12 protein-coding genes are annotated in these 13,921 nt (G+C 61.8%); 6 read left to right on the forward strand and 6 right to left on the reverse strand.

The annotated features are described in order from the left end of the window. Positions 1-53 precede the first annotated feature (53 nt). Positions 54-1,844, reverse strand: coding sequence for an amidohydrolase (locus BV071_RS06405; RefSeq protein ID WP_035603585.1), 1,791 nt, complete (start codon positions 1,842-1,844; stop codon positions 54-56). Positions 1,845-1,856: 12 nt separating this feature from the next. Beyond that, positions 1,857-2,171, reverse strand: a complete 315-nt coding sequence (locus tag BV071_RS06410) for a hypothetical protein (RefSeq protein WP_265594134.1) — start codon at positions 2,169-2,171, stop codon at positions 1,857-1,859. Between the two features lie 408 nt (positions 2,172-2,579). On the opposite strand from BV071_RS06410, the gene BV071_RS06415 reads away from it, so the two are divergent. Beyond that, positions 2,580-2,882: a hypothetical protein gene (locus BV071_RS06415; RefSeq protein WP_035603587.1), complete on the forward strand. Its 303-nt coding sequence runs from the start codon at positions 2,580-2,582 to the stop codon at positions 2,880-2,882. 514 nt (positions 2,883-3,396) lie between these two features. Continuing rightward, entirely contained in the window at positions 3,397-3,957 is a 561-nt protein-coding gene (locus BV071_RS06420; RefSeq protein WP_035603590.1) for an NADAR family protein, read from the forward strand. A 42-nt stretch (positions 3,958-3,999) separates the two neighbouring features. Here the strand turns inward: BV071_RS06420 and BV071_RS06425 are convergent, their stop codons facing one another. Further along, a complete protein-coding gene (locus BV071_RS06425) occupies positions 4,000-4,677 on the reverse strand; it encodes a hydrolase (protein ID WP_035603594.1) in 678 nt (225 codons plus the stop codon). Positions 4,678-4,756: 79 nt separating this feature from the next. Continuing rightward, positions 4,757-5,731, reverse strand: a complete 975-nt coding sequence (locus BV071_RS06430) for a hypothetical protein (RefSeq protein ID WP_035603596.1) — start codon at positions 5,729-5,731, stop codon at positions 4,757-4,759. A 131-nt stretch (positions 5,732-5,862) separates the two neighbouring features. On the opposite strand from BV071_RS06430, the gene BV071_RS06435 reads away from it, so the two are divergent. Both BV071_RS06435 and BV071_RS06440 read left to right on the forward strand, forming a co-directional pair. After that, positions 5,863-6,693, forward strand: coding sequence for an alpha/beta hydrolase (locus tag BV071_RS06435; RefSeq protein ID WP_035603601.1), 831 nt, complete (start codon positions 5,863-5,865; stop codon positions 6,691-6,693). Between the two features lie 90 nt (positions 6,694-6,783). Further along, positions 6,784-7,476, forward strand: a complete 693-nt coding sequence (locus BV071_RS06440) for a hypothetical protein (protein ID WP_075090849.1) — start codon at positions 6,784-6,786, stop codon at positions 7,474-7,476. Between the two features lie 46 nt (positions 7,477-7,522). Here the strand turns inward: BV071_RS06440 and BV071_RS06445 are convergent, their stop codons facing one another. Then, complete coding sequence (locus BV071_RS06445) at positions 7,523-10,000, reverse strand: TIM-barrel domain-containing protein (protein ID WP_265594135.1); 2,478 nt, start codon at positions 9,998-10,000, stop codon at positions 7,523-7,525. A 341-nt stretch (positions 10,001-10,341) separates the two neighbouring features. On the opposite strand from BV071_RS06445, the gene BV071_RS06450 reads away from it, so the two are divergent. Both BV071_RS06450 and BV071_RS06455 read left to right on the forward strand, forming a co-directional pair. Then, positions 10,342-11,646: a glycosyltransferase gene (locus tag BV071_RS06450; protein ID WP_035603604.1), complete on the forward strand. Its 1,305-nt coding sequence runs from the start codon at positions 10,342-10,344 to the stop codon at positions 11,644-11,646. Between the two features lie 97 nt (positions 11,647-11,743). Continuing rightward, the gene (locus BV071_RS06455; protein ID WP_035603607.1) at positions 11,744-12,979 is read left to right on the forward strand and encodes a glycoside hydrolase family 57 protein; all 1,236 of its coding nucleotides are present in this window, start codon (positions 11,744-11,746) and stop codon (positions 12,977-12,979) included. On the opposite strand, the gene BV071_RS06460 is transcribed toward BV071_RS06455, so the two are convergent. After that, the gene (locus BV071_RS06460; RefSeq protein WP_035603611.1) at positions 12,959-13,828 is read right to left on the reverse strand and encodes a hypothetical protein; all 870 of its coding nucleotides are present in this window, start codon (positions 13,826-13,828) and stop codon (positions 12,959-12,961) included. The genes BV071_RS06455 and BV071_RS06460 overlap by 21 nt on opposite strands. Positions 13,829-13,921 lie beyond the last annotated feature (93 nt).

The following is a 13,921-nucleotide window of genomic DNA, read 5'->3' on the forward strand; positions in this document are numbered from 1 at the left end:
GGACCCCTACGTGGGCCCGCTTGGATTTGTTGTCGAGGGCCATGAACGTGGTCCTAGAAAGCGAAGCAGTCGCACCCGGAACCCCAGAGGCCGGCGGTGGAATAGGCGGGGCTGGACTTGCTGGTCAGAGGAGGCGTGCGGCCATCCCACAGAGGCGCGCCGTAGCCCCCGAAGCGCTTAACCGGTGACCAGTCCGGCAGGATCGGGATCGCGGGGGCATCGTGCTCCTTGAAGGGACCGGCGGCATACACCGGTTTGCCATCGACGATGGTGAGCACCGAGTGGAGATCTCGGATGCGCTCCTCCGGGACTTCGAAGTAATCCTCGCTGGTGACCACGAGGTCAGCGAGCTGGCCGGGAGCAAGAGTACCCTTGCTCTGCTCCTCGCGGGAGAACCAAGCGCTGCCAACCGTGTAGCGGCGGAGGGCTTCCTCGCGGCTGAGGCGATTGGATTCAGGATAGAGTTCCAAGCCGCCCAAGGTGCGACCGCTGACCAGCCAGCAGAGAGAATTGAAGGGATTGTAGTTCGCCACGCGGGTGGCATCGGTGCCAGCGCCGACGGGGATGCCGCGGTCAAGCATCGCCCTCACGGGAGGAGTGCGCCGCGCCGCATCGGCACCATAGCGATCGACGAAGTATTCACCCTGGAAGGCCATGCGGTGCTGGATCGCAATGCCACCGCCGAGGGCGGCGACGCGGTCTAGATTGCGGTCCGAGATGGTCTCGCAGTGATCGAAGAACCAGTGCAGGCCACCGATGGGTGCGGCCTTGTTGACGCGCTCGAAAACGTCGAGGAAGCGCGAGATGCTTTCGTCGTAGGTGGCGTGGAGGCGGAAGGGCCAGCCATTCGAGGCGAGGGCCAGGACGACGTCCTCCAGCTCGTTTTCCAGCGACGGCGCGAGATCGGGGCGAGGCTCGAGGAAGTCCTCGAAGTCGGCGGCGGAGAAGACGAGCATCTCCCCTGCCCCATTCATCCGGAAGAAGGAGTCGCCCTCGCCGGGCTTGGTCATCTTCATCCACTTGGCGAAGTCGTCTTTCTCCTGCTTCGGCCGTTGCGTGAAAAGATTGTAGGCGATGCGGACGGTCATCTCGCCGCGCTGGTGGAGCTGACGGATGATCTCGTAGTCGTCCGGGTAGTTCTGGAAGCCGCCGCCGGCATCAATGCAACTGGTGACGCCGAGGCGGTTCAGCTCGCGCATGAAGTGGCGGGTGGAATTGAGCTGGTGATCCGGCGGGAGCTTCGGGCCCTTGGCGAGGGTGGCGTAGAGGATCATCGCATTCGGCCGCGCGATGAGCAGGCCGGTGGGATTGCCCTGCTTGTCGCGCTGGATCTCGCCGCCGGGAGGATCTGGCGTGTCCTTGGTGTAGCCGCAGGCGCGCAGGGCGGCACGGTTCAGGAGTGCACGGCAGTAGAGATGGAGGATGAAGACGGGCGTATCCGGCGCGGCTTCATTGAGCTCCTCCAAGGTCGGCATGCGACGCTCGATGAACTGGAACTCGCTCCATGAGCCGACCACGCGGACCCACTGGCCGGGCGGCGTATGGTGGGCCTGGATTTTCAGCATGCGCAGGGCATCGGCCAGTGAGGGCACGCCATCCCAGCGCAGCTCCATGTTGTAGTTCAGCCCGCCGCGGATCAGGTGGAGGTGCGAGTCATTCAGGCCGGGAATCACGCGGTGACCCTGGAGGTCGATGCGCTTGGTCGCGGGGCCGGGCGTGAAGTCCCCTTCCCCGCCGCTGGCGAGGATGCGGCCGTCCTTGATGGCGAGGGCGCTGGCCGTGGGACGAGCAGGATCAAGGGTGGTGATCTTGCCGTTGTAGAGGATGAGATCGGGTGTTTCCATAATGGAGGAAGGTTAGTGAGGTTCAGGCCAGAGCCACTTGCGGAAGAGCTTGGTGAGATTTGGCATGACCACCCAGGTGAGCAGGGCGACCACCATGCCGGTGACCACGATATTCACCGCGAGCGGGTGCCAGCCGGGCAGGAGCTTCTTGAAGAGAGGTGGCAGGATGGATGTCAGCGGGTAGACGCCGAGAAAGGTGACGAGGGCCATCTTTGGCTTCGGCGGGGGCTTGCGGGCGGGCTGGTCCGGCAGGGTGAACCAGCCGGCGAGGCCCTCCATTTCGGAGATATGCGGGTCGCCCTCGGTGAGCTCGCGAAGGCGGGCCATCCAGGCCTGGTAGGTGGAAGTGGCGGTGAAGGCCTTGCGCGTCGCGGCATCGGCGAAGCGGTCGACGACGGTGTAGCCGCGGGATTTGCCTGCTCCGAGCGGAGGACGTGGATGCCGCGGTTCCCCGGCGAGGACAGGGCGAAGTCGATGAACTGGCGCATGGCCTCCTCAAAGGGCTGCTCGCAGCCCGGCTTGGTCCGCCGCCGGACCACGACGGTGACGCTGTGATCTTCTTCCGGTGGCGGGTTCATGGCTTCAAGGTCTGGGATCGGTCTGCTGCGCGCGGCTGCGGCTGCGGCTTCTCTCCTGATTTTGGGGAGGCGTGGCGGCTTGTGACCACGGAATCGCGCGGCTCCATTCATCATTTATGATGCAATCTTCCGCCCGGCTGGGCAGAGTGACGCCACGATGCATGCATATTCGGTGGTGTTCTGGCTGCTGCTGGTCGCAGCGGCGATCATCTGGGGAGTCTACTGGGAGGAGCGGCGCTCAACGCAGATCCTCAAGGACTGGGCGGAACGGGAGGGGCTGAAGGTGCTCTCCTCCGAGCGGCGATACTCTTACGCCGAAGATTTCAAGGCATCCCGTTCACAAGCGGTCTTCCGCGTGAAGGTTCAGGACGAAAAGGGCTTCACCCGCCACGGCTGGGTGAAGTGCGGCGGATGGTGGGCCGGACTGCTGAAGAACCGCGCGGAGGCACAGTGGGATTGAGCGCAGGCTCGGGGCAATTACCACAAGCACCGTACCTCAGCCGACAGATAAGGTCTGTCTGAACTTATCCGAGCATATACGCCACCGAACATACCACGCCGGTAGCCACTGCGGCAAAGCCTATCCATGTAGCAGCAGACCACGCGGGATCCCTCGCGTCACGCTCATCCCGTGGCGTCGCCACATTCACATAGTGGCGATGAAAGTAGCGACGGGGAGCACGCGTTTTCATGGTGGGGAGCAGAATCGGGGGAGCGAGGGAAGGCCTTTGGGGGTAGGACGATTTTTTCTAGCAGCTGGTTCCGAATTGTCCAGCGCGGGATAATCACTTCGGAGAAATTAAGTAATTTTCCTTACTGCTGCAAGGGATGGAATGTGGACACATCGTTCCCCCCACCGCTAAAAGCCCCTCCCCCGCGGGCACGAAGGCGACACGACTCCTCTTGGGAGGGCCGCGGCCGGCAGCCCCGCTGGAAAGGAAAAGATAGCCCGGAGGCAGGAGAATATCACTACTATGGATACCGTATCAAACCGCGAAGACCTCGTCCGACGCATCGCCACGGGTGAGCGGGTGAAGTTCCTTTTCTTCTGGGGTCATACTCCATCCGGAGATGGCAGTGTGACGAAGACCTGCTTCAGCCAATGGTTCGAATCGCCCTTCGGCGTGGATGGCATTACCTATGCTACCGCCGAGCATTGGATGATGGCGGAGAAGGCGCGGCTCTTCGGTGACATTGCAGCGGTGGACAAGATCGTTGCGGCTTCTCATCCGAAGCAAGCGAAGGAACTCGGCCGCGGGGTGGCAAACTTTGACGACAATGTCTGGAAGCGCGAGCGCTTCGACATCGTGGTGCGTGGCAATCTCGCGAAGTTCCGGGCACACTCCACGATGCGGGAATTTCTGTTGGGGACCGGTGATCGGGTTCTCGTGGAAGCCAGCCCACGGGACACGATCTGGGGCATCGGCCTGGGAGCTGACAATCCCTGCGCGGAGAAGCCCGCCAAGTGGCGCGGGCTGAACCTGCTCGGCTTCGCCCTCATGGAAGTACGCCGGCAGTTGAGGGAAGAAGTATGAGCCGCCGCGGATCCCCGATCCGCGACGACCGTGCGAGCCCAATTAGTGATGCGCTTTCGCGGGAACGATTTGCGGCTTCTGCGCGGATTGAGGAGCCTTGTGGACCATGGTGTAGGCATACTCCACCCCCACGCCGTAGGCTCCGCCCTGATTCTTGATCAGGCCCATGAGCTTGTCGTAGTGCTCGCGGCGAGCCCAGTCGCGCTGCCACTCAAGCAAGGCCGGAATCGTCGTAACTCTTACAGCACCAGCCTGCACCATGCGCGAAAGCGCGGCCTCATGGGCAGCCGCGGAGGTGGCTCCGCAGCAGTCTTCCACGACGTAGATGTTGTAGCCCTCGCCGAGCATTTCGATGGTCGGCCAGGTCACACAGACTTCCGTCCACAGGCCGGTGAGCAGGATGTTCTTGCGACCGGTGGCGCGGATCGCCTCGCGGAAGCCTTCGTCGTCCCAAGAGTTCATCGAGCTGCGCTCGACCACCGGTTGGCCGGGAAAGACATCAAGCAACTGCGGCCAGACGTAACCGCTGAAGGATTCCGTCTCCACCGCCGTGATGACCGCGGGCACGTTGAATTCCTTGGCGACTTTGGCGAGCAAGGTGACGTTGTTGATCAGGGTGGCGCGATCGATGTTCGCGACCCCGAAGGTCATCTGCGGCTGGTGGTCGATGAAGACGACGGCGCTGTCTTCGGCCGTGTAAAGCTTGTGGTAGGGATTCATGGCAGTGTGGAGTGAAAGGGGCGCACGACGCGCACGCCTACTCCCTAGGATTGGAAGAACCCCGGCCGCTGTGACTGATTTATTCCGGCGTTCCGGAGAAAGGCACAACCACCGTCTTCACCCGGCGGTAGTAGCCGGTGCTGACCGTGATCTCACTGCGACTCCCCTCAATGTAGGTGGTCCGGACATCCGAGCGCGGGCCTTCCTGATTGAAGCCCGCATAGGACAACTGCCCGGAATTCGCACCACTGACTTCAAGCGCGAGCTTGCGCAGCTCCGGAGCGCTGCCCGATGTAGTCAGGCGGAGCTGGATGGGACCGACGCTGGCCTTGGAGGTCACCCCGGGGCGGGATGGCACTTTCAGCACGACTTTCTCCTCGGTGAGATCGCCCGCGCAGATGGCGGTCAGCTGCCCCTCGGCGACGGCGCCCTTTAGCGAGAGTGGCGAGAAGTAGCCGCTGGTGCTGAATCTCAACTGGTCCCTGTCCACGGGGCCGCGGGGAAGCCGTTCGTTCAGGTTCAACTCAAAGGTCCACGCTGACGGCAGGAGAGCCATGCCGTGCAGGCCTTCGATCGGCACATGGTTGAGACTGATTGAGTTCTCCACCACTCGGTTGATCGGCAGGACGGAGACATCAAAGGTGTAGTTCAGATGGTAATAGTGGTCGTAGAGGCTCCCGGTATCAGCTTTGAGCATCGCGGCGTCTCTGAAGCTCAGCACGGGCTTCAGGGCGAAAGCCGCCTCCCAGGCACGCTCCTGATCCGCGCGCTGCAGGTCCGTGATAGGGCGGCTGAGGGGGAGACCCGCGCGCGTGACGAACTCCACTTGGCTGCCTTCAGGATCATTGCGCAGGCCCACCACCTTCAGCTCCCGCACCGTACCGCTGTGGTCTTTCCAGAGCTGGAAGGGATCCGGAACCGCCCCGCTGCGCTGCAGGTCCGAGACCGCATAGAGCACGATCCCGACAAGCCCCACGGTAAGCAGCGCGGGAAACGCGGCCAAGGCCAGCGCGGGCGCGGGGATCTGCGCAGGAAGGATAGCTGCGGTTTTCACAGCTAGCAGTTATCCCACCCTGCCACCGGATTTCAAGATCGAAGCGGTCTCCGGAGATCCGGCAAAGATCGCGGTCACAGCGAGCAGGTGACGCCCTAAATAAGGCTGAAGTTTCCAACCCCATCGAGCCCATGAGCACTATCACCACCAAAGACGGCACCACGATCTACTACAAGGACTGGGGCAATCCCGCCGCACAACCGATTGTCTTCTGCCACGGCTGGCCGCTGAGTGCGGATAGCTGGGAAGCCCAGATGATCTATCTGGCCGGCCAGGGCTATCGCTGCATCGCCCATGATCGCCGCGGCCACGGCCGCTCGGATCAGAGCGCCAGCGGCAACGAAATGGACACCTACGCGGACGACCTGGCGGAGCTGCTCGATCACCTCGACGTGAAGAACGCGGTGATCTTCGGCTTCTCCACCGGCGGCGGTGAGGTCGCGCGCTACATCGGCCGCCACGGGACCAAGCGCCTGGCCAAGGCCGGACTGATCTCGGCGGTGCCGCCGCTGATGGTGAAGCGGGATGACAATCCGGACGGCGTGCCGATCGAAGTCTTTGACGGCATCCGCGCCGCGCAGCTCGCCGACCGCTCACAGTTTTACAAGGACCTGCCCTCCGGTCCATTCTTCGGTTTCAACCGACCCGGCGCCAAGGTCTCGCAGGGCATGATCGACGCGTGGTGGCTGCAGGGCATGATGGGCGGCCACCTTAACACGCTGGAATGCATCAAAGCATTCTCCGAGACCGACTTCCGCGAGGACCTCAAGAAGTTCGACATCCCCACCCTGATCCTGCACGGCGACGACGACCAAGTGGTGCCGGTGAAAGTCGGTGGGCTGGCGTCCGCGAAGCTGGTGAAGGATCACAAGCTGGTGATTTACCCCGGCGCGCCACACGGCATCACGGACACGCACAAGGACAAGCTGAACGCGGACCTGCTGGAGTTCATCCGGGCTTGAGGGAGATCCCCGCAAAAAGCTGACTACAAAGCAGGGGCGTAATTCAAGCCGCGCGCGGGCGTGGAATTGTGCTTTAATGCGGGCATCGAAATGGCAACGACGCCCGAAGAGCCCAAGACCAGCACTACCCTGCTCGCCAAAGGCGCATCCGCCGCAGAGAAGGTGGCGGATGCGATTCTGCGCTTTATCGGCCAAGTGCCGGATAGCGCGGAAAGCACCAGCCTGGTGCCGAAGGATCGAGCCGAGGCGATTGCGCGGAACGCCTCCCGCAAGGCGGCGACCACGGCGGGCATGCTGGCCCTGCCGCCGGGCCCCCTCGCGTGGGCGACGATCGTGCCCGAGATGATCGGGGTCTGGAAGATCCAGTCCCAGATGGTCGCGGATATTGCTGCGGTCTATGGAAAGAGCTGGTCGCTCTCCAAGCAGACGATGATCTACTGCCTCTTCCGGCATACCACGGCCATGGCGATGCGTGACTTGGTGGTGCGGGTCGGCGAACGTTATCTGGTTCGCCAAGCGTCCTTCCAAACGCTGCAGAAGGTGGCGGGGAAGATCGGGGTAAAGCTGACCCAGACCACGGTGAAGAAGTCCCTCGCACGCTGGATTCCCGTCGCGGGGGCTTTGGGCGTGGGGAGCTATGCGTATGTGGACACTTGGAAAGTGGCGAAGACCGCGATCGATTTCTTCAGCAGCGATGCTTCGCACATCGACGAGGGGCCAAAGGATCCGCCGCCTTTGCCGAAGTTGGCCAAGCGGGAGGAGGAAGATGTGATTGAGGGGTGATGCTTATCTTTGCGGCGCAGCCGCTCGTGTTCCCTTGGCAGAAAGCCTAGGCCTCGACCTCGCTTTTCTTCCGCGGGTTCACCTCCACTGGCTCCCAACTTAGCGCCACGCTCTTGAAGTCCCGTGGCACGCTCACGCGGTAGCGGCCGTCATCATCGCGCTTGGCTCTGAGATCATGGCCATCGACTACAACACCCAGCTCTGCCTCGGCGCAGCCGATACCGCAGAAGGTGATCTGGACATTCTCGTAGCCGGGCGTCCATGAGCCCTGCCACTCACGGGAGAGCGCCAGTCTCCCCTCCCCGCCTTCGACGTTGAGGGTGGAGTCGCGATAAATGCCTTCCTTCCACTGCTCGCCGTCGCCTTCGTCTTCGTACCAGCGGCTGGTCTCGCTGCCATCCTTCCACCAAGTGCGGAGCTCGGGCTCGGGATTCACGATCTCGCCGACGTACTGCTGCAGCGGCCAGTGAGGAATCACTGCGCCACCGCGGACGAAGACCGGGATGCGGTCGATCGGGCATTCGATCCAAATGTCCGTGGCTACCGCCTTCGGACGGGCGTCATCGTGATAGGCAAACCAATCGCCGTGCGGCAGGTAGAGGAAGCGGCCCTCCTCGCCTTCGGCCAAGATCGGCACGACGTAGAGGTGATCGCCGAAGTAGAACTCGGCGCTGCGCCAGTAGGCATCCGGATTCTGGTGCTCCACCAGAGGTAGCGAACGCAGCATCGGCGTGCCCTCGCTGACATACTGCCAGAAGGCGGTGTAGATCGCCGGCAGAAGATGATAGCGCATCTCGATCGCACGCCGCACCCAGTCCGTGGTGTCATCGCCGAAGCTCCACGGCTCCTGCTCGCCATGATCCCCTGAGGAATGCGTGCGGAAGAAAGGATGGAAAACCGCGAGCTGCACCCAGCGCAGGTAGAGCTCAGGTGTGGGCGTCTCAATGAAGCCGCCGATATCCGAGCCGATGAAGGACATGCCTGAGGTGGCGAGGCGCTGGCACTGGGTGTTCGCCATGTTCAGGTGTTCCCAGGAAGCGACGTTGTCGCCCGTCCATGCACAGGCGAAGCGTTGCGTGCCAGCATAGGCCGAGCGCGTGATTGAGAAGGCACGGCGACCCTTGCCATAGAGCTTCAGCCCCTGGCGGGTGGCTCGCACCATCTGCATGCCGTAAATATTGTGCGCCTTGCGGTGCGAACAAGGATGACCGTCGTAGTCGTGGCGGACGTCGTGAGGGAAGGTTCCTTCCTCGAAAACCGCCGGCTCGTTCATGTCATTCCAAATGCCGCGCACGCCGACATCGCCGATGAGATCCTTAAAGAGCGTGGCCCACCACTCGCGCACATCCGGCCGGGTATAGTCAGGGAAGTGGCAGAGGCCCGGCCACACCGAGCCCTTCATCAGCGCGCCATCCTGGCGGCGGCAGAAGTAGTTCCGCTCGATGCCCTCGACCCATGCCGGATAGTTCGGATCGATCTTCAGGCCGGGGTCGATGATCGCAACGGTCTTGAAGCCTTCCGCTTCAAGCTCCTCCACCATCTTCTTCGGCTGGGGAAAGCGCTCCGCGTCCCAAGTGAAGCAGCGGTAGCCATCCATGTAGTCGATGTCCAGATAGATGGCATCGCAGGGGATCTTGCGCTTGCGGAAGCCGGTGGTGATGTTCCGCACCGTCGCTTCCGGGTAGTAGCTCCACTTGCACTGGTGATAGCCCAGCGCCCACAAGGGTGGCATCTCGGCCATGCCGGTGAGGCGCGTGTAGCGGCTCACGATATCCAAGGGCTTGTCGCCCTGGATGAAGTAGTAGTCCATCTCTCCACCTTGCGCGCGGAAGGTGGTCACGCCCGGCTTGTCACTGCCGAAGTCGAAGCCGGTGCGGAAAGTATTGTCGAAGAAGATCCCGTAGCAGTGCCCGCGGCAGAGGCTGATGTAGAAGGGAATGTTCTTGTAGAGCGGATCGGTCTGCGGACCGTAGGCATAGGTATCACTACCCCAGAGTTCGAAGCGCTTGCCGCGCAGGTTGAGATCGCAGGATTTGTCGCCCAGCCCGTAGAAGTATTCGCTGTTCTGACAGACCTTGCTCATCTTCACGACCTCGCCGCCGTAGGTCTTGTTGTCCTCCCAGTGGTAGCCCTTCTCATCCTGGCAGAGGATGCGGCCACTGATGGTATCGGTGATGGTGGTCTTGAGACCCTGGCGCGCGATGCGGACGGAGATCCTACCCGTCTTGAGAGCGAAGCCATCCGCGAATTCGATCAGCTCATGCTCCGGCAGCTCACCCTGATAGGCCGGATCGATTGCATAAGAGAAATCTCCATCAAAGCGGCCTTCAGGCGAGAAGCGGAAGCGGACGATGCCCTCTGCAACCAACCTGAGTTGCAAAAGCACCCCATTGTCCGTGAGGAATTCGTAGACGCCGGGCGCGGGGTTCCGCTTGTCGCGGATGCTGCCTGGCAAGAAGTCCACAACCGCTGCGGCGGTCTGGTGCTTCTCCATGTAGTTGCCGGAGAATTCTTCGGATGCCATGTCGATCGGGGGGAGGACGAAGCTCCCATAGGTAGAACCATGGCACGAGCTGTGCCAGTACGCGAATGCGTAGTCATACGGCAAGCCGGTCATCCGGAAGCCGTTCGCAAATTGCCTCCGATTGATTGAAAATCGAGGTGCTTTTGTGTCCGCAGCAAAACCGGACATAATGGCAAGACGCCACAACTTTGAACCTTGCAATGAATCGTTTCGATGCCAGCGTGGCGAACTCGGTACGTGTATCTCCGTATTTTCTATGGACATTGGCCCGGCCATTGCTCATGGACACCCACGGTCACGGGAGTCACTGAAAATCAGGATTCCATGTCGCCCTCTCGGTCATGAATCGTCTTCGCGTGCTCAAACTCGGTTGGGAGTTCCCCCCTCTGATCAACGGCGGCTTGGGGATCGCCTGCCTTGGTCTTTCCCAAGCTCTTTCCAAGCATGTGGACCTGCGGGTGATCGTGCCGCGCGCCGCTCCGGACACCAGCTTCGAGGGTTTCGACCTCACGGGCTTGAACAACCTCCGCGTGGAGGAATTGCAGACCGTGGAGGGCAAATATCGCTACGAGAGCTTTGCCCAGATCGATCGCGTGCCGATCTTCCTGGATCCCTACGATACGACCGAAACCACCGTAGAACAGATCCGCACGGAACCCGGTGGTGAAATCAAGTTTTCCCAGACCACCCGCAACCAGCTTGAACAATTCAAGATGGGTGAGCTCTACGGCGCCGACCTCGGCACCAAGGTGGTCGAGTTCTCAAAGATCGCGGCCAAGCTGGCGCTTCTAACCGATTTCGACATCGTCCACGCGCATGACTGGATGACCTTCCTGGCCGGCGTGGAAGTGAAGAAGGCCACCGGCAAGCCGCTGGTGCTGCATGTCCACGCCTCGCAATATGACCGGGCCGGGGCTGATGCCCGCGGATGGATCTACGACATCGAGAAATACGGCATGGAGCAGGCGGACGCGGTGATCCCCGTGAGCCGCTACACCGGTCAGATTTGCTCCGGGCACTACGGCATCGATCCCGCGAAGGTGCATCCGGTGCACAATGGCGCGGAGCCGGTGGAAGTCTTTAGCACCCGGAAGAAGTTCCCCGAGAAGCTGGTGCTCTTCCTCGGCCGTCTCACCGCGCAGAAGGGTCCCGAGTTCTTCCTGGAGATCGCGCAGAGGGTGCTCGATGTGAACAAGAACGTTCGCTTCGTGATGGCCGGGACGGGCGAGCGCTTGAAGCCGCTGATCGAAAGCGGTGCCTTCCGCGGACTCGGCGGCTACTTCCACTTCACCGGCTTCCTGAACAAGGAGAAGGTCAACGAGCTGCTCTCGATGACTGACATCTACTGCATGCCTTCGGTCTCCGAGCCCTTCGGCTTGTCCGCGCTGGAAGCCGCACAGTTCGGCATTCCCGCAGTGATCTCAAAGCAGTCCGGCGTGGCCGAGGTGCTCAAGGGCGCGCTCAAGGCGGACTTCTGGGACGTCGACCTGATGGCCAAGCACATCATCGACCTGCTGGAGAACGAGGAACTCCGCGAGCAGGTGGTCAAGCAGGCCGCGCTGGACATGGCGGCCTCGACATGGGACGCCGCGGCGGAGAGAGTGGTGGAGATCTACCAAGATCTCGTACACGCTTCCGTGAAATGAGCTGGCGCAACCAGAAGCAAGAAACCAGAACCAAGACCGGTCCCCGCCACAGATCCAGCACTGATCACCGCTTACTGATCACTCGGCACTTTTTTCCATGCCCGACGTTTGCCTCTACTTCCAGGTGCACCAGCCAAACCGGCTGATTCCTTACGATTTCTTCCGGATCGGCGAGCACGCCTTCTATGAGGACGATGGACTCAATGGCGAGGTGCTCTCAAAGGTCGCCGAGAAGTGCTATCTACCGGCAAACGCGCTCTTCAAGAAGGCGATCAAGGAGAGCAAGGGCCGCTTCCGCATGGCCCTTTCGATCAGCGGCACGGTGATCGAGCAGATGGCCCACCACCGGCCGGACGTGCTGAAGTCCTTCCAGGAACTGGTGGCCACGGGCAATGTCGAGCTGCTGGCTGAGACCTACTACCACTCGCTGGCGATCCTGCACTCGAAGAAGGAGTTCGAGCGCCAGGTGGAGCGACATCTCGATATCCTCGAAGACACCTTCCAAGTCCGGCCGCGGGTCTTCCGCAATACCGAGCTGATCTATAACAACGCGATCGCCGCACAGGCGGAGACCATGGGCTTCGACGGCATCCTCGCGGAGGGCGTGCCATGGGTGCTCAACGGCCAATCGCCGAACTTCCTCTACCGCGCGCCGCACGTCTCGCAGCTCAAGACCATCCTGCGCAACGTCGGCCTTTCCGACGATTTGGGCTTCCGCTTCTCCGACAAGAACTGGTCGGAGTATCCCCTCACCCCCGAGAAATTCGCGGGATGGCTGAAGAAGGCTCCGGGGGATGTGGTGAACCTGTTCCTCGACTACGAGACCATCGGCGAGCACCAGTGGAAGGACACCGGCATCTTCGAGTTCTGGGAGAAGCTCCCGGAGGCAGTGCTCGACCAGAACATCAAGTGGGTCACTCCCGGCGAGGTGGTGGACATGTTCCGCGCCACCAAGGAATACGACTGCCACTGGCCGACCTCATGGGCCGATGCCGAGCGGGACCTCAGCGCCTGGACCGGCAATGTGATGCAGCAGGAAGCGATCGCGAAGATCCACCGGCTGGAGGAGGAAGTGCTGGCAGCCAAGGATCCCGACCTGGCCCACGTGTGGGCGAAGATGCAGACCTCCGACCACTTCTACTGGATGTCCACCAAGAGCGGCACCGATGGCAGTGTGCATCAGTACTTCTCACCCTACGGCAGCCCTTACGACGGCTACATCTACTTCATGAACGCTCTGGCCGACTTGCAGATCCGCCTGAAGCGGATCCGCGAGGCCAAGGCGGAGAATGCCGAAGACGAAGTCGAAGAATCAGTTCCGGCGGCGACGTAGGGCGGCCAGCAGGGTCAGCGGTGCGATCATCACGAAGCTGGAAGGCTCCGGGATCGTATTGCCGCTGGCATTCACCGTCTGGGAGAAGCCGCCGAGCTGGGACCAAGTCTGTGCGGAGTTGACGCCGCCATTCACCCCGCCCAAGTCCTGGTTGAGGCTGTTTGTCTGGGTGGAGGTCGCTACCACGTAGCGCAGGCTCGACTGGTCGGTGATGTTGATCGACTTGTTATTCTTCAAGAAGCCCACGATATCCGCGAACGGCATCATGAAGCTCAGGTAGTAGTCCGGATCACCGGTGGTGGAGGGCGTCGCATCGTTGGTGGTCCCGCCGTCCGTGAGGTAGTTCACCGGACGGTAGCTGTAGTTGTTCGCGTCCCGCGTGTAGCTATAGGTGGCCGAGGACGCGATGGAGGTCGTGCTCGGCGAGGTGTTGGCCTGGCCACCGGGTGCATAAATGCCCATGACCGGGGTGCTTCCCTGCATGCCCACACCGAGGAAGACGTCGATCGCATTGTCCCCGTTGGCTTCAATTCCAACCCACAGGATGGCACTCCATGCCGGGTTATTCTTGTTGCCGTCAGCTTCATCCAAGCGGATGCGGAAGCCGAGGGTGCCATCGGTCGAGCTGGCACTCCCGTTGTTATTGAAAGTCGTGAAGAAGCCACCGTTGGTGCCGCTGCCGACAATATCGCTCGCCGGCTGGCCGGTTTGCTGGTCCGCCAAATAGTCATAATTTCCCGCCAGCGCGGTCCAAGACGAGCTGGCAGAGGAAACGGTGGCGGCCTCAACGGCTGGTGCGATCAGGGCGCACGCAGAGACGAGGGCACGGATTGCCCGGGGAGCATTCATGGGTCGGGGAAGACGGGGTGGTGAGAACCCTGCGATTGAGAAGAGCCCGCCGGACGCGTCCGATTTTGCGACCACAACCCTCGGAAAACAAGG

The sequence above is a fragment of the Haloferula sp. BvORR071 genome, assembly GCF_000739615.1.
Classification (GTDB): Bacteria; Verrucomicrobiota; Verrucomicrobiia; order Verrucomicrobiales; family Akkermansiaceae; genus Haloferula.

Bases quoted from the DNA above. Each gene is read 5' to 3' on its own strand.
- BV071_RS06410 (WP_265594134.1), bottom strand. From the start codon at position 2,171: ATGGCCCGCCTTCGCGAGCTCACCGAGGGCGACCCGCATATCTCCGAA.
- BV071_RS06435 (WP_035603601.1), top strand. From the start codon at position 5,863: ATGAGCACTATCACCACCAAAGACGGCACCACGATCTACTACAAGGAC.
- BV071_RS06445 (WP_265594135.1), bottom strand. From the start codon at position 10,000: ATGGCATCCGAAGAATTCTCCGGCAACTACATGGAGAAGCACCAGACC.
- BV071_RS06450 (WP_035603604.1), top strand. From the start codon at position 10,342: ATGAATCGTCTTCGCGTGCTCAAACTCGGTTGGGAGTTCCCCCCTCTG.
- BV071_RS06455 (WP_035603607.1), top strand. From the start codon at position 11,744: ATGCCCGACGTTTGCCTCTACTTCCAGGTGCACCAGCCAAACCGGCTG.
- BV071_RS06420 (WP_035603590.1), top strand. From the start codon at position 3,397: ATGGATACCGTATCAAACCGCGAAGACCTCGTCCGACGCATCGCCACG.
- BV071_RS06415 (WP_035603587.1), top strand. From the start codon at position 2,580: ATGCATGCATATTCGGTGGTGTTCTGGCTGCTGCTGGTCGCAGCGGCG.
- BV071_RS06460 (WP_035603611.1), bottom strand. From the start codon at position 13,828: ATGAATGCTCCCCGGGCAATCCGTGCCCTCGTCTCTGCGTGCGCCCTG.
- BV071_RS06440 (WP_075090849.1), top strand. From the start codon at position 6,784: ATGGCAACGACGCCCGAAGAGCCCAAGACCAGCACTACCCTGCTCGCC.
- BV071_RS06405 (WP_035603585.1), bottom strand. From the start codon at position 1,844: ATGGAAACACCCGATCTCATCCTCTACAACGGCAAGATCACCACCCTT.
- BV071_RS06425 (WP_035603594.1), bottom strand. From the start codon at position 4,677: ATGAATCCCTACCACAAGCTTTACACGGCCGAAGACAGCGCCGTCGTC.